Source organism: Methylobacterium tarhaniae (genome assembly GCF_001043955.1).
Lineage (GTDB): Bacteria > Pseudomonadota > Alphaproteobacteria > Rhizobiales > Beijerinckiaceae > Methylobacterium > Methylobacterium tarhaniae.
Map to the genome: position 1 here is coordinate 37574 of NZ_LABZ01000122.1, position 20027 is coordinate 57600.

Below are 20027 nucleotides of genomic sequence, written 5' to 3' on the forward strand. Positions count from 1 at the left end.
TTGAAGTCGATTCGGCCTTCTGCGTGCCGTTCGTGTGAAGCCTGGAGCATGGCTCGCTCAGCAGATTTCGCAAAAGTGGTCGCCGGTTCTGCGACAAAAATCTGCGACCAAACAAGAACCTGAGCGGCCGAAGCGTTGGCTTGCCACCGCAAGTCTGCTTAGGTCTGCCGCACTGGGACGGTGCCGCCGAGCGCCCCGAGATATTCGGAGAAGGCGCCGACCGAGGACAGGTCGGCGGCGGCCGCGAGCAGCTCCGGAGCGATCGCGTCCCGCTGCGACTCGGTGAGGCGCAGGCTCGGGCCGGCGACGCTGAGGTTGCCGACCGCCCGGCCGGTCTGCGGATGCACGATGTTGGCCGCCATCGCGGCGGCGCCGGGGGTGTTGGTGTCCTGCACCCAGGCATAGCCGCGGGCGCGGGCCTCGTTCACCAGGGCCATCAGCGCGGCGATCGTGCGTGGCGCGTTGGGGCCGCATTGCTCCGGGGCGCCGAGCCCCTGGCGCATCACGAGGCTCAGGGCCTCCTCGTCCGTGAGGCTGGCGAGCCAGGCGATGCCGGTGGAGGTGGTGGAGAGCCGCGCCTCGGTGCCCATGTCGCCGTCGTAGCGCAGGCCGGTGCGCGCGCCCTGCGCCTTCGCCACCCAGACCAGGCGCGGATAATCGACCACCGCGAGGCGGGCCAGCTCGCCGCTCAGATCCGCCAGCCGGTTGAGCACCGACTGGGCGACGTCGACCACGCCCGAGCGCGAGAGGTGCTTGAGGCCGAGCGTCGCGAACTTGGTGGTGAGGAGGTAACGGCCGGTCTCGGAATCCTGCACGACGTACTGGTACTCGACGAGCTCGGCCAGCAGCCGGTGGGCGCCGCTCTTCGGGATATCCAACGTCTCGGCCATGGCCTGGAGCGGCAGCCCGCGCGGATGGTTCGCGAGGAGTTCCACCAGATCCAGGACGCGCCGCAGCAGGGAGCCGGCCATGTCTCGTGCCCGTATCGCGCGCCCTCAATTCTGGAACGCAGTTCTGGATTTGAACTGAGTTCCGTTCTAAGTCAAGGCATGGTGGCGGGAGAGGGGAGGCGGGGCATGCGCGGCACGGGCCAGAGGGAGACCCTGATCGGCATCGCCCTGATGGTGAGCGCGGTGGCGGGCTTCGCCTCGATCGACGCGTCGGCGAAGTTCCTCAGCGGGACGATGAGCCCGATGCTGATCGTGGCCGTCCGCTACGTCGTCAGCTTCATGATCGTGGCGGTTTTTCTCGCCGCGCGGCGCGACATCGTCGGGCTGATGCGCACCCGCAAGCCGGGACTGCAGGTGCTGCGCTCGCTCTGCCTGGTCACGGCGACGATGTGCTCGTTCGTGGCGCTCCGCTATCTGCCGCTGGCACAGGTGACCTCGATCACCTTCGCCTCGCCCCTGGTGGTGGCGCTGATCGCGGGGCCGCTTCTCGGCGAGCGGGTCGGCTGGCGGCGGGTGGCCGCGGTGCTGGTCGGATTCTCGGGGGTGCTGGTGGTGAGCCGGCCCGGCGTCTCAGGCATGCACCCGGCGGCGCTGCTCGCCGTGGTGACCGCCCTCGTCAACGGCGTCTACATCGTGGTGACGCGGATGCTCGCCGCCCACGATCCGCCCGAGACCACGATGTTCTATACCGGCCTCGTCGGCTCGGTGCTGACCGCGCCCGTCCTGCCCTTCCTGTGGGAGACGCCGGCCGAGGCCTCGACCTGGATCGGCATCGCCTCGGTCGGCTTCTTCGGGGCGCTCGGGCACTGGCTGCTGATCCTGGCCCATCGCCGGGCGCCGGCCTCGACGCTGGCGCCCTTCGCCTATGCCCACCTGCTCTGGGCGGTGCTCCTCGGCATCCTGGTCTTCGGCCACCTGCCCGACCGCTGGACGCTGATCGGCGGCGCGGTGGTGGCGGCCTCGGGGCTTTACCTGCTCTACTACGAGCGCCCGCGGGTCACCCCACCGGGTGAGGAGGGGGCGGCGTGAGGCGCCGCGTCTTGAACCCTCCCCCGCAGAGGGGGGGGAGGGTTCAGGAGACGGCACGCCCTTCGCCTCAGGTCACGACCGACGGCTCGGTCCGGCCGGTATGCCGGACGATCCCGGCAATGGCCTCCGCCGCCGCCACGACCGGGGCCAGCATCTCGGCGGTCGGCGCGTCGAGCCGGTCCTTCGAGAAGCGCTCGAGATAGACCCGCAACGTCGCCCCGACCGTGCCGGTGCCCGACAGGCGGAACACCACCCGGGCATCCTCGCGAAACAGGATCCGCACGCCCTGGCGCGCCGTCACCGAGCCGTCGACCGGGTCGGTATAGGTGAAGTCGTCCGCGGCCTCGACGGTCAGCGCGCCGACGCGCTGCCCCGGCAGCCCGGCGAGCGTCTCGCGAAGAGCCGTCATCAGCCCCTCGGCCGCGGCGCTCTCCACCTCCTCGTAGTCGTGGCGGGCGTAGTAGTCGCGCCCGTAAGTCGCCCAGTGGTCGCGCACCACCTGGTCGGCGGGCGTCTTGGTCGCGGCGAGCAGGTTGAGCCAGAGCAGCACCGCCCACAGCCCGTCCTTCTCGCGGACATGGTTCGAGCCGGTGCCGGCGCTCTCCTCGCCGCAGAGGGTGATCCGCCCGGCATCGAGCAGGTTGCCGAAGAACTTCCAGCCGGTCGGGGTCTCGAAGGCCGGGATGCCGAGAGAGGCCGCGACCCGGTCGGCGGCGCGGCTCGTCGGCATCGAGCGGGCGACGCCGGCAAGGCCGTCCCTGTACCCGGGGGCGAGATGCGCGTGGGCGGCGAGGATCGCCAGGCTGTCGCTCGGGGTGACGAAGAGATGGGGCGCGACGATCATGTTGCGGTCGCCGTCGCCGTCGGAAGCGGCGCCGAAATCGGGTGCGTCCGGGCCGGTCATCAGCGCCATCAGGTCGTGGGCATGGACCGGGTTCGGATCCGGATGGTGGCCGCCGAAATCGGGCAGCGGCTCGGCATTCACCACCGTGCCGGCCGGCGCACCGAGGCGCCGTTCCAGGATCTCCACGGCGTAGGGGCCGGTGACGGCGCTCATCGCGTCGAACCGCATCCGGAAGCCGGAGCGGAACAGGGCCGCGATGGCGGGGAAGTCGATCAGCGTCTCCATGAGCGCCGCGTAATCCGCCACCGGGTCGATCACCGTGACGGTCGCCTCAGCCAGGCGCACGTCGCCGAGCGTGTCGAGGTCGATGTCGTCGGCCTCGACGATGCGGTACTCGGTGATCGCCCTGGTGCGGGCAAAGATCGCCTCGGTCACCGGCTCCGGCGCCGGTCCGCCGTTGCGGCCGTTGAACTTGATGCCGAAATCGCCCTCCGGGCCGCCCGGATTGTGGCTCGCCGAGAGCACCACGCCGCCGATCGCGCCGTATCGGCGGATCACGCAGGAGGCCGCCGGGGTCGAGAGCAGGCCGCCGCGGCCGACCAGGATGCGCGAGAAGCCGTTGGCCGCCGCGATCCTCAGGGTCGTCTGCACCACCTCGCGGTTGAGGAAGCGCCCGTCGCCGCCGACCACCAGGGTGGTGCCGGCCCGGTCGGGCAGGCAATCGACGATCGCCTGGACGAAGTTCTCGACGTAACCGGGCTGACGGAAGACCGGCACCTTCTTGCGCAGGCCGGACGTGCCGGGCTTCTGGTCGGGAAAGGGCTGCGTGGGGACGGCCTTGACGGTCATGGGGTCTCGTCTCGGTGGAGGCGGCGGGGCCGGCCGGCCCCTTGCCGGTCGACCCCGTGCCCGGCTTATGCCGCCTCTCGCCGCCGCCGGCCAGCCCGCCCGGACGCTTCGCCCGCCCTCACGCCGCGTCCTCCGCGGCGACCGGCCGGCCGGTGGTCAGGTCTCGGAAGCGATCGATCGGGCCGGGGCGGCCGAGCAGGTAGCCCTGTGCCTCGTGGCAGTCCTCCGCCCCCAGGAACTCGAGTTCGGCCTTGGTCTCGACGCCCTCGGCCAGCACCGGCAGCCCGAGGCCGCGGCCGAGGCCGAGAACGGTGCGCACGATGGTGGCGGCCTGCTCGCTGGTGTCGACCGAGCGGGTGAAGGAGGAATCGATCTTGATCTTGTCGAACGGAAAGGCGCGCAGGTTCGACAGCGACGAGTAGCCGGTGCCGAAATCGTCCATCGCGATCCGCACCCCCATCGCCTTGACCCGGCGCAGGGTCGCGAGGGCCCGCGGCAGGTCGCGCACCAGGGCCGTCTCGGTGATCTCGAGCTCCAGGCGGGCCGGCGAGAGGCCGGTGGTGAACAGGACCTCGTGGACGAGCTCCGCGAAGCCGGGAGCGTGGAGCTGCACCGCCGAGACGTTGACGGCGATGCGCAGAGGATTGTCCCAGGAGGCGGCCTCGCGGCAGGTCTCGCGCAGGACCCACTCGCCGATCCCTAAGATGCTGCCGGTCTCCTCGGAGATCGGGATGAACAGGTTCGGAGGGACGGTGCCGCGCACAGGGTGCTCCCAGCGCAGCAGCGCCTCGAAGCCCACCGCCTCGCCGGTGTCGATGCGGGTCTGCGGCTGGTAGACGACCCGCAGCTCGCCCCGCTCGACGGCGTGGCGCAGGTCGTGCTCGATCTGGCGCCGCTCGCGGACCTGCACGCCCATCCGCGTTTCGTAGAAGCGCAGGCGGCCGCGGCCTTCCTGCTTGGCGCGGTAGAGGGCGGTATCGGCCTGGACCATCAGGGTCTCGGGCTCAGACCCGTCATGGGGAAAGAGCGCGATGCCGAGGCTCGCCGCCGCGATCGCACCGGCGGGTCCGGTCTCGGCCTGGCGCAGGGCGGCCAGGATCGCCTCTCCGAGCGCCTCGGCGCCGGCCGCATCGAGATTCGGCGCCAGAACGGCGAACTCGTCGCCGCCCAGCCGCGCCAGCATCTGGCCGGGACTGAGCACCGAGATGATCGCCGCGCAGACGGCGCGCAGCAGGGCGTCGCCGGCGGCGTGGCCGAACAGGTCGTTGACCTCCTTGAAGCGGTCGAGGTCGGCGCATAGCACCGCCAGCGGCCGGCCGGCGGCCTGCGCCAGCGCGAGTTCCTGCGCCAGCCGGGCGTTGAAGCTGGTGCGGTTCGGCGCGCCCGTGAGCGCGTCGTGGTGTGCCAGATAGGCGATCCGCGCCTCGGCGCGCTTGCGCGCCCGCAGGTCCCGCACCGCCAGGGCGGCGTGCGGCCGTCCGGCGAAGTCGATTACCCGGCGGATCACCTCGACCGGCACCAGGGTGCCGTCGGCCCGGCGCAGCTGCGCCTCGGGCGCCTCGGGCCCCTCGGCGGCTTCGGCAGGCATGGCCTGCTCGACCGGCTCGGCGACGATGCTCGCGAGGGACGCCCCGGTCAGCGCCTCCGCCGGGCGGCCGACGAGATCGGCGAAGCTGTCGTTGACGGTGACGATCCGGTCGCCGTCGCAGACCACCAGGCCCTCGACGGCGGCATTGGCGAGCCCGCGCATCCGGTCGCTCTCGAGGGCCGAGCGGCGCTCGTCGCGCAGGTGCAGCCACAGGCCCGCGAAGGCCAGGATCAGGATGGTGATGCTGGCGAGCGCCACCGCGAGGGCGAGGATCTCCGCCGGCACCGCGGTGCCCGACAGGACGATCGCCGGGTCGGGCATGATCACGGCGGCGGCCATCGCGGTGAAGTGCAGGCCGCAGATGCCGGCCACCATCAGGCCGGCCCCGGCGAGCCTCTCGCGCATCGCGCTGGCCCGCAGGGCGGTGGCAAGGGCGAGGCCGCCGAGCCCCGTACCGGCCGCGAGCGCCGCCAGGACGAAGCCGGCATCCCACGCGACCCGGCCCGCGACCTCGAAGGCCGCCATGCCGGTGAAGTGCATGGCGCCGACGCCGAGGCCCATCTGCGCGCCGCCGAGCCAGGCGGCGCCGGGCAGGCCCGGCCGCAGGGCGATCCAGAATCCGGCCGCCGTCATCCCGATCCCGATCACCAGGGACAGCCCGGTCAGGCCGAGTTCGTAGGCCGACGCGATCCCCGGCGAGAAGGCCAGCATGGCGATGAAATGCGTCGCCCAGATTCCGATTCCGCCCGCCACGGCGGCCACCGAGAGCCAGAGCCGGCGCTCCCGGCCCGCATTGCGACGGGCATGGTCGAGAAGCGTCAGGCTGGTCGCCGCCGCGAGGGTACAGACGACCGCCGCGAGGACGATCAACTTGAGGTCGTGATTCTCAAAAATACAATTGTAGAGAGTGGTCACAACATGCGTCTCGCGCTCGGGCTCATAGTGGCCATCACCGTGCGCGGGTTGTAGTGAAGATCTGGATCATCGTTCGATCCGATCAGGATTTCTATGATGCGTAGTGAATGACGTCCTAACGGGATGACGCGGCCGCGCAGGGACTGGTTCTTGGCCACCCGTTTGGCCGACCCCTTGGCCGATCTCCTGGCCGCCCCCTTGGCGGCCGGCCCCTTCGCGCGATATCCGCCACCCACGAGCCATGGATGTTGAGCACGATGCAGAACGAGGAGCCGGGGACCCCGGCGCAGCCGACATTGGACGAGGACACGATCGCCTTCGCGGGCCGGGTCTTTCAGTATGCCCGCCTCGGCCACCACGCGGAGCTGGGCGAGCTGCTCGGCATGGGCCTGCCGCCCAACCTGCGCAACGACAAGGGCGACACGCTCCTGATGCTCGCGGCCTATCACGGCCATGTCGAGACGGTGGCCGTGCTGATGGCGCACAAGGCCGATCCGGAGATCGCCAACGATCGTGGCCAGACTCCGCTCGCCGCGGCGGCGTTCAAGGGCACGATGCCGGTGGTGCTGGCCCTCCTCGACGGCGGGGCCGCCATCGACGGCGCCGGGCCGGACGGGCGCACCGCCCTGATGACGGCGGCGATGTTCAACCGCGTCGAGATGGTGGAGGCGCTGCTCGCCCGCGGGGCCGACCCCGCCCGCCGCGACGCGAGCGGCCACACTGCCGAGAGCGCCGCCCGCGCGATGAACGCGCCCGACACGCCGGATCGTCTGGCCCGGGCCGTCGCCGGAGGCGAGCGGCGCTAGACCGTCGGCGGCACCGGCTTCGCCGCCATCAGCCCGCGCCGGGCCTCGATCGCCTGCCAGGCCATCAGCGCCGGCAGGCCCAGCACCACGTCCGGCACCCGCTTGACCAGAGAGAGGGCGAGTGCCGTGTGCGGATCGATGCCGAACAGGCTGCCGAGGAGCACGAAGCCGCCCTCCTGCACGCCGAGCCCGCTCGGGACCGGGAAGGCCGCGGACTTGATCGCCTGGCTCAGGGATTCGAGCACCACCGCCTCGGCGAGCGTCACCCCCTCGATGCCGATGCAGTGCAGGGCGATCCAGATCTCCAGGGCACCGAGGAACCAGGCCGCGAGGTGGAGCAGGACGCCTTGGCTGAGGGGCAGCCAGCGCCGGCGGTCCCAGACCGCGTCGAGGGCCGCCTGCACGCCGCCGCCGGCCGGTGCCGTCCCGCCCTCCGCCGCGAAGCGCCGCGCGAGCGCGGTGACCCGCCGCTCGACGAAGGCGGCGCCGCCGTAGCGCTGCACCGCGAAGAAGGCGGCGAGCACGACGCCGCTCAGGGCGAGCCCCTTGGCGCACCAGGCCGTCAGCGTCGCGGCCTGCTCGCCCTCGAGTTGCGACAGCAGCACGACGCCGGTCAGCGCGAACAGCGCCTGGGTGACGACCTGGAAGAACATGTCGACCAGGATGCCGGCGGCGCTCGCCGCGCCGGTGACGCCCCAGAAGGTGAGGAGGCGTGCGCCCAGCACCTCGCCGCCGACCGAGGCGACGGGCAGGAGCACGTTGACGCCCTCGCGCACGAAGCGCAGCAGCACGAACGGGCCGGCGGTGACGCCGACGAGACCCGTGAGGACCCGGGCCCAGGCCACGCCGCACAGCCCGATGATCAGCACCCGCACCAGCACCACCGTGGCGATGCCGAGGATGCCGACGCGCCCGAAGGCGTCCGCCACCGCGCCGACGTCGTTGGCGGCGACGAGCCACAGGGCCAGCACCACGCCGAACGCCGCACCGAGGAGCGGCACCCGCCGCAGCAGGCGGCGGCCGAGGCTCGGGCGCGGCCCGGCCCCCTGCATGGTCCCGGACCTCACGGCGCCTCGGCCCGCATGGGCAGCAGGGCATCCAGCATCGCTGCGGGTTCGAGGGCCGGGTCGAGCACCAGCAGGCGGCCTTCGCCCAGGGAGCCGGCGGTGGCGAGCGTCAGGCTGCGCTTCGGGCACAGGCCGAGGCAGCCGGTCTCGACGACCCGCACCTTGCGGCCGCGGTGATCCGCCTTGAGGGCGCGCTTGAGCCCGCCCCGCACCGCCTTGGCGCCGATTCCCTGCCGCTTGGCGCACTTGGCGCACACCATCACGATCTCGGCGAAGGGGGCGGCCGCCGCCTTGGCTGCTCCCTTGGCCGGTCCGCGTTTCATAACCGGCGCCTTGCTCACCGTGTCCCGGTCTCCCGTCTGCGCGATCGATTCCAGGCTGGAGTTAGCCTCCGGCCGGAGCGGGCGCAACGCGGCATGACGCGACGGAGGATCGACTACGGCGCTCCTTCGCCCAGCCGCACGCAGCGTGCCGCATGGCCCGGCGCCACGGCCACCCGCGCCGGCAGGCCCGCCCGGCAGGCCGGAACGACGACGCCGCAGCGGGGCTCGAACGGGCAGCCGGGCGGCGGATCGCTGAGGTCGGGCGGCGAGCCCGGGATGGTGGGCAGCCGCACGCCCCGCGGCGAATCCGGGGTGATGCGGGAGGCGAGCAGGCCCTGCGTATAGGGATGGGCCGGCGTGCCGATCACCTCGCCGCTCGCCCCGACCTCGACGAGGTGGCCGCCATACATCACTGCCACCCGGTCGGCGACCTGCACCGCCACGCCGACATCGTGGGTGACGAAGATCACCGCCAGGCCGAGATCGCGCTGCAATTCGCGCAGGAGCAGCAGGATCTGGATCTGCACCGTCGCGTCGAGCGCCGTGGTCGGCTCGTCGGCGAGCAGGACCTTCGGCCGGCAGGCCAGCGCGAGCGCGATCATCGCCCGCTGGCGCATCCCGCCCGACATCTCGTGCGGATAGGCGTCGAGGCGGCGGGCCGGGGAGGGGATGTGGACGCGCTCGAACAGCTCCAGCGCCCTGGCGCGACCCGCGGCGCGGGAGACGCCCTCGTGGCGCATGACGGCTTCCGCGATCTGGTCGCCGATCCGGTAGACCGGATCGAGGGCGAGGCCCGGATCCTGGAAGATCATCGCGACGGTGCCGCCGCGATAGGCCGAGAGGGCCTTGGGTCTGAGCGCGAGCACGTCGTGCCCATCGACCCGCAGGTGCCCGCCGATGCGGGTGCGGGATTCGGGCAGGAGCCGCATCAGGGCCCGCAGGGTGACCGACTTGCCGGAGCCCGATTCACCGAGGAGCGCCAGGGCCTCGCCGGCGCGGATCGTGAAATCGACTCCGCCGACCGCCCGGACCGGCCTGCGGCCACCGAGGAAGTCGACCGTGAGGTCGCGGACCTCGATCAGGGCGCCGGAGGTGGCGGTGTCGGATGTGCGTAAGGGTGCGTTCATGAGGGCCTCACGCCGCCATCGGGACCGGGGGAGCCTTCGGATGGCCGGAGCCGGCCACGGCCATGTGGCACGCGGCGAAATGCGCCGGCGCCACCGGGTCAAGGCCGGGCTCGCGCGTCCGGCAGATGTCCGCCGCGAACTGGCAGCGCGTGTGGAAGCGGCAGCCCGGGGGCGGGTTGATCGGGTTCGGCGGGTCGCCGGTGAGCGGTGCCTCCTCCAGGCGCGCGTTTGGGTCGGTCGAGGGCTGGGAGGCGAGGAGCGCCGCCGTGTAGGGATGGCGCGGGGTGGACAGGATCGCGTCGGCCGGGCCGATCTCGGCGACGCGGCCGAGATACATCACCATCACCCGGTCGGACATGAAGCGCACGACGTTGAGGTCGTGCGAGATGAAGATGTAGGTCAGGCCGAATTCCTGCTTGAGATCGGTGAGCAGGTTCAGCACCTGCGCCTCCACCGACTTGTCGAGGGCCGAGACCGCCTCGTCGAGGATCAGCAGCCGCGGCTCCAGGGCCAGCGCCCGGGCGATGTTGACCCGCTGGCGCTGGCCGCCCGAGACCTCGTGCGGGTAGCGCCCGCCGAAGCGCCGCGGCTCCAGGCCGACCCTGCGCAAGAGGTCGTGGGCGCGGGCGAGCGCCGCCGCGGAGGACAGGCCGTGCGCCTTCGGCCCGAAGGCCACCGATTCCTCGACCGTCAAGCGCGGGTTGAGCGAAGCATAAGAGTCCTGGAAGACCATCTGCACTTGGCGGCGATAGGCCTTCAGGTCGAGGGCGCGGGAGCCGAGCAATTCGCCGTCGAAGACGATGTCGCCCTTGTCCTGCCGGGCGATCTGCATCAGCAGCCGCGCCGTCGTCGACTTGCCGCAGCCGGATTCGCCGACGACGCCGAGGGTCTCGCCCTTCATCACCGAGAAATCGACGCCGTCGACGGCGCGCACCGCAGGGCCCTTGCCGAGGAGGCCGCCCTTGCCGGCGAAATGCTTCACCAGGCCCTCGACGGTGAGGAGCGGCTGGGCGGGACCGCCGCGGTCGCGCGGATCGAGATCGGTCACTGGCGCACCTCCATGGCCGAGCGCAGGCCGTCCGACAAAAGGTTGAACGAGATCGAGGTGATGAAGATCATCACGCCGGGGAGCGCCGCGACGACCGGGTTGACGTAGATCGCGGTGCGCAGGGTGTTGAGCATCAGGCCCCATTCCGGCTCCGGCGGCTTCACGCCGAGGCCGAGGAAGGACAAGCCCGAGGCCAGGATCATCGAGACCGAGATCAGGCTGGTGGCATAGACGAAGACAGGCCCGAGCACGTTGCCGAGCACCTGCACCCGCACCACCGTGAACGGGTTCGCACCCGAGACCCGCGCCGCCTCGACGTAGTCGCGGTTGCGGATCTGCACCGTGACGCTCTCGGCGACTCGGGTGATCTGGGGCACGAACACGACCGTCAGCGACACGATCGAGTTGAGGATGCCGGCCCCGAGCGCCCCCGAGAGCGCGATGGCGAGCAGCACCGAGGGAAAGGCGAAGAACACGTCGACCACGCGCATGATCAGCGTGTTGACCCGGCCGCCGGCATAGCCCGCCAGGATGCCGAGGGCCGATCCGACGAAGAACGCGATGACGACCGGCAGCACGCCCATGAACAGCGACAGGCGGCCGGCATAGAGGAGCCGTGTGAGCATGTCGCGGCCGAGCTCGTCCGAGCCGAGCCAGTAGGTCGCATCGCCGACATGGCGCAGGCGCCGGACCATCGAGCCCTTGAACGGGTCCATCGGGGCGATCAGCGGCGCGAAGATCGCCGCGAGCACGATGGCGAGGATCACGAATCCCGCCGTCATCGCCACCGGATCGCGGGCGAGCCGCCGCAGCACGCTGCCCCAGTAGCCGCGGGAGGCCACGACCGGGATCTCGGGCGCCGGCACCGAAGCGACGGGATCGCCCGTGAGGGAGGTCTGGATCGACATGGGATCAGGCCCTCTCGATGCGGGGGTCGAGGGCGGTCTGCACCACGTCGACCAGGAGGTTGAGGGTGACGAAGAACATCGCGAGCACCAGGATCGTGCCCTGGAGCAGCGGCAGGTCGCGCTGGAAGATCGCGGCGTTGAGCAGGAACCCGGTGCCCGGCCAGGCGAACACCGTCTCGATCAGGATCGAGCCGCCGAGCAGGTAGCCGAGCTGCAAGCCCATGATGGCGATGGCGGTGGGGGCGGCGTTCTTGACCACGTGCCGGAAGACGCCGAATTCCGACAGGCCCTTGGCGCGCAATGCCTGGACGAAGTCCTGGTGCAGGATGTCGCCGACCAGCGCCCGGACGGTGCGGGAGATCACCCCCATCGGGATCACCGACATGGTGATGGCCGGCAGCAGGATGTAGCGCAGGTGCTCGACATCCGGGACCCAGTTGCCCGAGCCCTGCGGCCCCGCGCCGGTCGGCGGCAGCCAGCCGAGGGTGGCCGAGAACACGATCACCAGCACGATGCCGAGCCAGTAATGCGGCACGCTGACCCCGAACACCGCGATGGACGAGGCCGCCCGGTCGAGCCAGGAATCCCGGGCATAGCCGGCGACGAAGCCGAAGAAGGTGCCGAAGGTGAAGCCGATCAGCGTCGCCACCGAGGCGAGGATCAGGCTGTTGCCGACGGCGCGGCCGACCTCCGACAGGACCGGACGGCCGGTGGCGATCGAGGTGCCGAGGTCGCCGTGCAGAATCTTCCAGAGCCAGAGGCCGTACTGGACCGGCAGCGGCTTGTCGAAGCCGTAGGCCGCCCGCATCTGCGCCTGCATCTCGGCGGTGGCGTCCACCGGCAGGATCGCGCTCAAGGGATCGCCGGGGGCGAGGTGGACCAGGAGGAAGCACACCAGGCTGACGCCCAGGGCGACCGGGGCGGCGTAGCCGATGCGCTTGAGGATGAAGAGGATCATGAGGCGGCGCCGGTTGTCGGTGTCGTGGGTCCGCCCGGTCGGGGTTGGGCGGGGTCGTGGTGGTGAGGGGCCTGTTGTGCCCCGACGGGTCCGCCACCCTCCGCGTCATCCCGGGGCCGCGTAGCGGAGCCCGGGATCCAGAACCGCAGGTGGTGCAGAACGAAGCGGAACGCCGCCCGCCTCGTCCTGAAGAACCTGGGCGTCTGGATTCCGGGCTCCGCTGCGCGGCCCCGGAATGACGCGATGGCTTCAGTTCGATCGTTGGCCTCCCAGGGGGAGGCGGGCGGCTACTTCGCCATGGTGATCGGCGAGAAGTCCTGGAACCAGCTCTGGGCCTGGACGAAGCCCTGGACCTTCTTGCTCATCGCCCGCGGGTTGACGTCGTGGGTGACCATCAGGAACAGGGCGTCATCCACGAACTTCTCGTGGATCTTCTGCAACACTGCCACCTGATCCTTCGGCTCGAAGGTCGTGCGCACCTCGTCGAACAACTTGTCCATCGCCGGATCGCAGTAAAAGCCCCAGTTGGTGCCGTTCGGCGGCGCCAGGTTGCACTGGGCGTGGCGGATGAAGGCGGTGAACGGATCCTGGATCAGGTAGGAGTAGTTCATCGCGGTGCCGCCGCGGGCGCTGTCGGACTTGGAGCCGGCACGCCAGATGTTGATCAGCGTGTTCCACTCCACGACCTCGTAATCGACCTTGATGCCGACCTCCGCGAGGTTCTGCTGGATGAACTCGTTCATCGGCAGCGGCTGCATCTGGCCCGAGCCCGAGGCCGAGATCAGCACCTTGGTGGTCAGCGGCTTGTTCGGTCCGTAGCCGGCCTCCTTGAGGAGCTTCTTGGCGGCTTCCGGATCATACGAGACCTTGAAGCTCGGCTTGCCGAACCACGGATGGCCGGGTGTCAGGAAGCCCTGCGCGGGGGTGGCGAGGCCGCCCAGAAATTCCTTCAGGCCCTCGCGGTCGACGGCGAGGTTCGCGGCCTTGCGCACGCGGATGTCGTTCCACGGCGAGCCCTCGGCCCGCGACAGGTGCCAGGTCCAGTTATGCGGGTACAGGTTGGTGACCAGCGCGAAGCCCGCGGCCTTGAGCGAGGGCACCGCGTCCGGCGCCGGCGCCTCGATCCAGTCGACCTGGCCGGAGCGGAGCGCCGCCACCCGGGCATTGGCCTCGGGGAGCGGCACGAGCACCATCTTGTCGAGCTTCGGAACGCGGCCCTTGTCCCAGTATTCCTTGTTCGGCACCAGCTCCAGGCGCTCGCGCGGCACGAAGCCGGTCACCTTCCACGGCCCGGTGCCGGACGGCGCCTTGGCGACCGCGTCCCAGCTCTTGCCCTGCTTCTCCCAGTTGGTGGGAGACGACATCAGGATCCAGGCGAGCTGGTAGGGGAAGGTGGCGTCCGGGTTCTTGGTGACGATCTCGACGGTCAGCGGATCGACGGCCTTGTACGTAGCGACCGCCGGGATGCGGGTGCGGCCCTGCGCCGACTGGCGCGGATCGAATTGCGGGCTGTCCGACTTCAGCAGCTTGTCGAGGTTCCACACCACGGCGTTGGCGTCGAAGGCCGAGCCGTCGTGGAAGGTGACCCCGGGGCGGAGCTTGAAGGTCCAGCGGGTCTTGTCGGCCGGGTCGATCGTCCAGGAGGTGGCGAGGCCGGGCGTCAGGTCGGAGGCCTTGTCGGCCCGGCTGAGGTCCCAGTTGATGAGCGCGTCGTACACCGTGTAGCCGGTGAAGCGCATGCCCTCGCCGCCATTGTCGGCCTGGCCGGTGGTGAGCGGGATGTCCGAGGCGGTCATGCCGATGCGCAGCACGCCCTGTGCGCTCGCAGGCCCCACCAGCGCGAGGGTGAGGGCGAGCCCGGACAGGGTTCGCCCGAGCGCGGACCGGCGCAAGGGCAGGCGGGTAGGCAGCGGCATCGTGGAATGTCCCCGTGGTGACTGGCGGGGAGAAGGCTGCAAGAGCCCTGCCAACTGTGACGCGGCGGTGAGCCCGGTTTCCGGGCAGCGGAAATGCCTAAATTCAAGGCGACTTCGTTCGTGGGCGAACGATCCACATTGAAGTTGCTCTCATGTGAGGCAGGCTTCCGCCCGAGCGGCATCGATCTGCCGGTCGGCGACGAGATGGGCGAGGCCGTGCACCAGGGCCCAGGCCGCGGCGGCCCTCGCCGCCTTGGGTCTCGGCGCGCTCCAATTCGGCCTGAGGCGCGGCGGCGTACGGCATCGGTTGATGGGCCGGCTCTGGGTCGGGCCGATGGCCGCGGTGGCGCTCAGCTCGTTCGGCATCTCGGGCCTGCGTCAGGTCGGGCCGTTCAGCTGGATCCACCTCCTGTCGGTGATCACGCTCGTTCTTCTGGTGCGGGCCGTGCTCTACGCGAGGCGGGGACACGTCGCGGCCCATCGCTGGACCATGATCGGGCTCTATCTCGGCGCGCTGGTGATCACCGGATTGTTCACCCTCCTGCCGGGGCGGATCATGGGGCACGTGGTGTTCGGGTGAGGATGTCAACTCCCGGCTTCCCAGCGCTGTCGCTCCACGCGACGGTGCTCAAATCCTCGACGTCATCTCGGGTTCTCGACTTCGGCGAGCACCGGGATGACACAGTGAGTTGGCAATGTGATGGTCAATGAATGGCGTTTGCTTAGAAATTCAGTCGTGCAACACGTCGTCAGATTGAAAGCGCACAGGGAAAATTCACCCCAAAGCCCGCCCCAGCGCCACCTCCGTCACCGCCCCGATGCCGTTCGCCCCGTAGAGCGCCCGCTCCCGCGCGAGCCGCGTCGCCGCATAGGCCTCGGCGATGGCCGGCGGCGCGCAGGTGGCCAGGGAGGCGGCGGCGGCCAAGGCAGCGAGGCGGCCGGTGGCGAAGCGGGCGCGGGCCTCCGCGTCGGGGGCCTGGAGCGCCGCGACGATGTCGGCTTCGGCCTCGCGCACGCCCGGCAGCCCCTCCGCCTCCTCGGCAAGCTCCGCCACGAGGCCCACGACCTCCTCCGGCGCGCGGGAGGCGGCGCGCAGCACGTCGAGGGCCATGACGGTGCCGGACCCTTCCCAGATCGCGTTCACCGGCGCCTCGCGATAGAGCCGGGGTAGGGGGCTCTCCTCGACGTAGCCGTTGCCGCCGAGCGCCTCCATCGCCTCGTAGACGAAGCCGGGCGCGGCCTTGCAGACCGCGTACTTCACCGCCGGGGTGAGGAACCGGGTCCGCGCCGTCTCGCTCCGGTCGAAGGCGGCCGCGAGGCGGCACGCGAGTGCGGTCTGCGCCTCGCTCTCGAGGGCGAGGTCGGCCAGCACCCGGCGCATCGCCGGCTGGTCGACGAGGGGCTTCTGGAAGACGTGGCGATGGCGGGCGTGATGGAGGGCCAGCACCAGGGCCATGCGGCACAGGCCCGCCGAGGCGACGGCGCAGTCGAGCCGGGTGAGCTGCACCATCGCCAGGATGGTCGGGACGCCGCGGCCCTCCTCGCCGATGCGCCACCCGAAGGCCCGGTCGAACTCGACCTCCGACGAGGCGTTCGAGCGGTTGCCGAGCTTGTCCTTCAGGCGTTGCAGGTGCAGGGCATTCACGGTGCCGTCGGGCCGGTGCCGCGGCACCAGGAGGCAGGTCAGCCCGCCGGGGGCCTGGGCCAGCACCAGGAAACCGTCGGACATCGGCGCCGAGAAGAACCACTTGTGGCCGGTGAGCGCATAGGTGCCGCCGCCGGTGGGCTCGGCCCGGGTGGTGTTGGCGCGGACATCCGTGCCGCCCTGCTTCTCGGTCATCCCCATGCCGAGGGTGACGCCGGCCTTCTCGTACCAGGGCCGGAAGGACGGGTCGTAGCTCCGGCTCGCGATCCGCGGCAGCCAGGCGGCGAGGTGGTCGGGGGCGGGGACGAGCGCCGCGACGGCCGCGCTCGTCATGGTCATCGGGCAGAGATGCCCGCTCTCGACGCCGGCCACGATGTAGTGGCGCGCCGCCCGGGCGAGATGGCCGCGGGCCCGGGGGCGGCTCGGATCCGCCCCGTCCCAGATCGAGGCGTGCAGTCCATCCGTGACGCTCGCCGCCATCAGGGCGTGGTAGGCCGGATGGAACTCGATCCGGTCGGCCCGGCGCCCGCTCGCGTCGTGAGTGCGCAGGATCGGCGGATGCGCGTTGGCGAGGCGGCCGAGATCGAGCCGCTCGGCCGCGCCCCAGCGCGCGCCGAACTCCGCCAGCCCGTCCGCATCCGTGGAGGCACCGAAGGCCGCGAGGGCACCTCGCAGCGGCGCATCGGCGGAGAACAGGTTCACGTCGCCGAAGGACGGGGTCTGGTTCAGGACGTCTCGGGTGTCGCCGGGCATGGCGCCAGGGTGCGCCGGAGGCGGGCGATCCGCAACCGCCTCAGCGCCGGCCCGCGTCGATCCGGTCGCGGTCCATCGCCAGCGGCGGGCGGGCGGCCGGCGCCTTCAGCAGCCGGTCGCGGCTCAGGCCCTTGTGGACGTGGACCATCAGGGCGATGCCGAAGAGCGGCGTGATCAGGTTGACGATCGGCACCAGCATCAACCCGGCGAGCAGGGCGCCGGCCAGCATCACGGTCGCGGTGTGATGGCGCCGCATCGCCCCCGCTTCGGGGAGCGGCCGGAACCGGGCGGCGGCGAGCTCGAAATACTCGCGGCCCAGAAGGTAGGTGTTGGCGAGGAAGAAGGCCGCGACGTTGATGCCCGGCACCAGCAGCAGCGCCAGGGCCGCGAGGTTGACGGCGAGCGCGAGCGCGGCGAACCGCACCGTGTAGAGCATCGCCTGGGAGAGCGGCATCGGCTGGCCCGGCACCTCGTCCGGGAAATCGGTGCGCTCGACGATCGCGGCGGCGTCGTCGAGGAAGTAGCCCGCCACCAGGATCGAGACCGGCGGCAGGATGTAGGCGAGCCCGACGAACAGGCCGGCCCCGGCCAGGAACGACGCCACGGCGTTGACCATCGCGTAGTCGGTCGAGATCGGGTGGGCGGCGATCAGCGCCGCGATGCCCTTGGTGAGCCCGAACCAGATCAGGAACAGGAGCCCGATCGTCAGGCTGAGGGATTTCCACAGAATCTGGCGCAGCGGCGGGGAGAAGACCTGCCGCAGGGCCGCGAAGGCGGCGTTGATCAGCATCGGGAACCTCGGGAAAGGGCGCGCCGCCGCTCACTTGATGTCGAACGGCGCCGCCGTCCAGGGGCGAAGGCGCCGCGCCGGCTCAACCTTGGCGAACCGCGGATCGCTTCGCGGGTTGAGGCTGCACCCAGTGTCGCTCGTGGTGCGAGGAGGTTCGACCGATGGACATCGCCGTTGAGAAGGTCTGTGAGTTCATCCTGCGGGCCCGGGCCCTCGACGTGAAGGAGGGATTGAGCGACCCCGATTCCGGCTCCAACCCGATCGACGACGGCGCCCGCGACGTGCTGGTCGACGGCACCGACGACGCGACCGAGGAAGAGCTGCGCGAGATGGTCGCCGGCCTCAACGACGACGAGCGGGCCGAGCTGGTGGCGATCCTGTTCGTCGGCCGCGGCGACATGGAGCCGGAGGAATTTCCCGACGCGGTCCGCCTCGCCCGCGAGCGCGAGGCCGCCGGCACCCGCACCGCCGATTACCTGCTCGGCATCCCGAATGTCGGCGACCTGCTCGACGAAGGGCTGGCAGCCCTGGGGCTCAGCTGCGACGTCTGATCCTCTCGCGCGGGAAGCGTGCCGCCGTTCCGCGGCGGGCCGTGCGCCGCGCGTCGTTCAGGCCCGGAGGTTGCCCTGGCGTTCCAGCCAGGACCGGAAGGCGAGGGTGAGCGGGTCGTCCGCCCGCTCCGCGGGCAGGTAGGTGCAGTAGCTCCGGGCCGGCAGGAGCGGGCCGGCGAAGGGTGCGACGAGGCGGCCCTGCGCCAGATCCTCCGCCACCAGGGCCGTCGGCCCCATCGCGACGCCGAGCCCGTCCAAGGCCGCCTGGAGCGTCAGGTAGAAATGGTCGAGGACCAGCGTCGCGGCCGGTTCGAGCCCGGCTCGGCCGGCCCTGGCCAGCCAGTCGTTCCACAACCGGGGCAGGCTCAGCGTGTGCAGGAGCGTGTGACGCTCCAGGTCGTCGCAGGTTCGCAGCGGGAGCCGGTCGAGCAGCGCCGGGCTGCAGACCGGGACGCGCATCTCGGACAGGAAGGGCGACGCCACGTAGCCGTAGAACGTGTCCGGCCCGCCGCGGATGATCACGTCGAAGGGGTCGCGCAGGGATTCGGGCGATGCGTTCGAGGTCTCGAGCCGCACCCGCACGCCCGGATGCGCATCCTGAAACGGCGCCAGCCGCGGCACGAGCCAGCGCAGCGCGAAGGTCGCCGGGGCATTGACCCGCAGCACTGCCTGGTCGTCGCGCCCGAACCGTGCCGTGGCGTCGGCGATCCGGTCGAGGGCCGGGCCGATTCCGGCCAGGTACGCCCGGGCCGCAGCGGTCATCGCGATCCGCCGGTTGTGCCGCTCGAACAACCGCGATCCGAGCCAATCCTCGAGCAGGCGGACGTGCTGGCTGATCGCGCCCTGCGTCACGCCGAGTTCGCCGGCCGCGTCCTTGAAGCTGCCGAGGCGGGCGGCGGCCTCGAAGGCCCGCATGGCGTTGAGCGGGGGCAAGGACCGCGACATGGCCAGCGCCTGTTTCGCAAGAGTTTTCCTGATCGTTACGCCCTGGAATACTGGTTTGCCGACCGGTTTCGCAACAGGCATGCTCATTCGAGCGCGGTGGAGGGGCTGCCTGTCGAGTGGGTCCGCTGCCCCTCCGCATCGCTCGCTGCCGTCGCGCGGGCGGGTTTCGGGGAACGCAATGACTCCCTTCGTCCTGGCCTGCGTCATGGTCGCGGCCGTTCTGCATGCCGGCTGGAACGCGGTTCTCCGCGGCGGCAGCGATCGGCTCTGGTCGATGACGCTGATGATGATCGCCGTGGGCTGCACCAGCGCGGTGGCGGCGGTCTTCCTGCCCTGGCCCGCGCCGGCGAGCTGGCCCTACGTGGCGGCCTCGGCCCTGATCCATGCCGGCTACAACCTGTCGCTCGTGCGTGCCTACCGGTCGGGGGAGCTGGGGCAGACCTATCCGGTCTCGCGCGGCTCCTCGCCGGTCCTGGTCGCGCTCGGCGCTGCGGCCTTCGCGCACGAGACCCTCACCGCCGCCGCCATTCTCGGCATCGCCCTGGTGTCCGGCGGGATCCTGTCCCTGGCCCTGCAGGGCGGGCGCCTGCGGAGCGGCTTCCTGCCCGCCGCCCTCCTCACCGGGATCCTGATCGGGGCCTACACGGTCGTCGACGGGATCGGGGTGCGGCTCGCCGAAAACAGCCTCGCCTATGCCAACAGCATGTTCCTGCTGTGGAGCGTCACGACGCCGGCCGTCTACGCCTTCGCGCGCCAGCGGCCTCCGGCCTATACGCGTGCGCAGACCGCGGCGGCGCTCGCCGGCGGACTGGTCTCGATCGCCGCCTACGGCATCGTGATCTGGGCCATGCAGTACGACGCGATGGGTGTCGTGTCGGCCCTGCGGGAAACCAGCGTGGTCTACGCCGCGATCATCGGGCGAGTCTTCCTCGACGAGCGGCTGACCACGCGCCGGATCGGCTCCTGCCTGGCGATCGCCGCCGGGGCGGCCTGCCTGGCCTATCCGGTCGGCTGA

18 protein-coding genes are annotated in these 20027 nt (G+C 71.2%); 5 read left to right on the plus strand and 13 right to left on the minus strand.

The window, feature by feature from the left end; genetic code table 11:
- Positions 1 to 158: 158 nt before the first annotated feature.
- On the minus strand, positions 159 to 971 hold the full coding sequence (locus tag VQ03_RS17060) for an IclR family transcriptional regulator (RefSeq protein ID WP_048452088.1): 813 nt from the start codon (positions 969 to 971) through the stop codon (positions 159 to 161).
- 105 nt (positions 972 to 1076) lie between these two features.
- Between VQ03_RS17060 and VQ03_RS17065 the strand changes: the two genes are divergently transcribed.
- The gene (locus tag VQ03_RS17065) at positions 1077 to 1979 is read left to right on the plus strand and encodes a DMT family transporter (protein ID WP_053078622.1); all 903 of its coding nucleotides are present in this window, start codon (positions 1077 to 1079) and stop codon (positions 1977 to 1979) included.
- Positions 1980 to 2046: 67 nt separating this feature from the next.
- On the opposite strand, the gene VQ03_RS17070 is transcribed toward VQ03_RS17065, so the two are convergent.
- Both VQ03_RS17070 and VQ03_RS17075 read right to left on the minus strand, forming a co-directional pair.
- Positions 2047 to 3672 carry an alpha-D-glucose phosphate-specific phosphoglucomutase gene (locus VQ03_RS17070; RefSeq protein WP_048452090.1) on the minus strand — a complete coding sequence of 542 codons (1626 nt, stop codon included), beginning with the start codon at positions 3670 to 3672 and terminating at the stop codon, positions 2047 to 2049.
- A gap of 118 nt (positions 3673 to 3790) precedes the next feature.
- Positions 3791 to 6175, minus strand: a complete 2385-nt coding sequence (locus tag VQ03_RS17075) for a bifunctional diguanylate cyclase/phosphodiesterase (RefSeq protein ID WP_048452091.1) — start codon at positions 6173 to 6175, stop codon at positions 3791 to 3793.
- A 245-nt stretch (positions 6176 to 6420) separates the two neighbouring features.
- Between VQ03_RS17075 and VQ03_RS17080 the strand changes: the two genes are divergently transcribed.
- Positions 6421 to 6981, plus strand: coding sequence for an ankyrin repeat domain-containing protein (locus VQ03_RS17080; RefSeq protein ID WP_245292110.1), 561 nt, complete (start codon positions 6421 to 6423; stop codon positions 6979 to 6981).
- On the opposite strand, the gene VQ03_RS17085 is transcribed toward VQ03_RS17080, so the two are convergent.
- The 7 genes from VQ03_RS17085 to VQ03_RS17115 all read right to left on the minus strand — a co-directional run bounded on the left by VQ03_RS17085 (position 6978) and on the right by VQ03_RS17115 (position 14328).
- Positions 6978 to 8033 (minus strand): lysylphosphatidylglycerol synthase domain-containing protein, encoded by a 1056-nt coding sequence (locus tag VQ03_RS17085; protein WP_048452092.1) that lies wholly within the window; start codon positions 8031 to 8033, stop codon positions 6978 to 6980. The genes VQ03_RS17080 and VQ03_RS17085 overlap by 4 nt on opposite strands.
- Before the next feature lie 11 nt (positions 8034 to 8044).
- Entirely contained in the window at positions 8045 to 8371 is a 327-nt protein-coding gene (locus VQ03_RS17090; protein ID WP_053078623.1) for a (2Fe-2S) ferredoxin domain-containing protein, read from the minus strand.
- Between the two features lie 113 nt (positions 8372 to 8484).
- Entirely contained in the window at positions 8485 to 9498 is a 1014-nt protein-coding gene (locus VQ03_RS17095; protein ID WP_048452094.1) for an ABC transporter ATP-binding protein, read from the minus strand.
- 7 nt (positions 9499 to 9505) lie between these two features.
- On the minus strand, positions 9506 to 10546 hold the full coding sequence (locus VQ03_RS17100; RefSeq protein WP_048452095.1) for an ABC transporter ATP-binding protein: 1041 nt from the start codon (positions 10544 to 10546) through the stop codon (positions 9506 to 9508).
- On the minus strand, positions 10543 to 11454 hold the full coding sequence (locus VQ03_RS17105; RefSeq protein ID WP_048452096.1) for an ABC transporter permease: 912 nt from the start codon (positions 11452 to 11454) through the stop codon (positions 10543 to 10545). The genes VQ03_RS17100 and VQ03_RS17105 overlap by 4 nt, the downstream gene beginning before the upstream one ends.
- A gap of 4 nt (positions 11455 to 11458) precedes the next feature.
- Positions 11459 to 12412: an ABC transporter permease gene (locus tag VQ03_RS17110; protein ID WP_048452097.1), complete on the minus strand. Its 954-nt coding sequence runs from the start codon at positions 12410 to 12412 to the stop codon at positions 11459 to 11461.
- 287 nt (positions 12413 to 12699) lie between these two features.
- Positions 12700 to 14328, minus strand: coding sequence for an ABC transporter substrate-binding protein (locus tag VQ03_RS17115; protein WP_048452098.1), 1629 nt, complete (start codon positions 14326 to 14328; stop codon positions 12700 to 12702).
- Between the two features lie 154 nt (positions 14329 to 14482).
- Between VQ03_RS17115 and VQ03_RS17120 the strand changes: the two genes are divergently transcribed.
- Positions 14483 to 14908 (plus strand): DUF2306 domain-containing protein, encoded by a 426-nt coding sequence (locus VQ03_RS17120; protein WP_342586467.1) that lies wholly within the window; start codon positions 14483 to 14485, stop codon positions 14906 to 14908.
- A 195-nt stretch (positions 14909 to 15103) separates the two neighbouring features.
- Here the strand turns inward: VQ03_RS17120 and VQ03_RS17125 are convergent, their stop codons facing one another.
- Together VQ03_RS17125 and VQ03_RS17130 are read right to left on the minus strand one after the other, a co-directional pair.
- The gene (locus tag VQ03_RS17125; protein ID WP_048452099.1) at positions 15104 to 16726 is read right to left on the minus strand and encodes an isovaleryl-CoA dehydrogenase; all 1623 of its coding nucleotides are present in this window, start codon (positions 16724 to 16726) and stop codon (positions 15104 to 15106) included.
- A gap of 40 nt (positions 16727 to 16766) precedes the next feature.
- Complete coding sequence (locus VQ03_RS17130) at positions 16767 to 17516, minus strand: sulfate transporter family protein (RefSeq protein WP_048452100.1); 750 nt, start codon at positions 17514 to 17516, stop codon at positions 16767 to 16769.
- A gap of 161 nt (positions 17517 to 17677) precedes the next feature.
- Here VQ03_RS17130 and VQ03_RS17135 point away from each other — a divergent pair, with 161 nt between their 5' ends.
- On the plus strand, positions 17678 to 18067 hold the full coding sequence (locus VQ03_RS17135) for a DUF3775 domain-containing protein (RefSeq protein ID WP_048452101.1): 390 nt from the start codon (positions 17678 to 17680) through the stop codon (positions 18065 to 18067).
- 57 nt (positions 18068 to 18124) lie between these two features.
- On the opposite strand, the gene gcvA is transcribed toward VQ03_RS17135, so the two are convergent.
- Positions 18125 to 19012: a transcriptional regulator GcvA gene (gcvA, locus tag VQ03_RS17140; RefSeq protein WP_048452102.1), complete on the minus strand. Its 888-nt coding sequence runs from the start codon at positions 19010 to 19012 to the stop codon at positions 18125 to 18127.
- 178 nt (positions 19013 to 19190) lie between these two features.
- On the opposite strand from gcvA, the gene VQ03_RS17145 reads away from it, so the two are divergent.
- Positions 19191 to 20027, plus strand: coding sequence for an EamA family transporter (locus tag VQ03_RS17145; protein ID WP_048452103.1), 837 nt, complete (start codon positions 19191 to 19193; stop codon positions 20025 to 20027).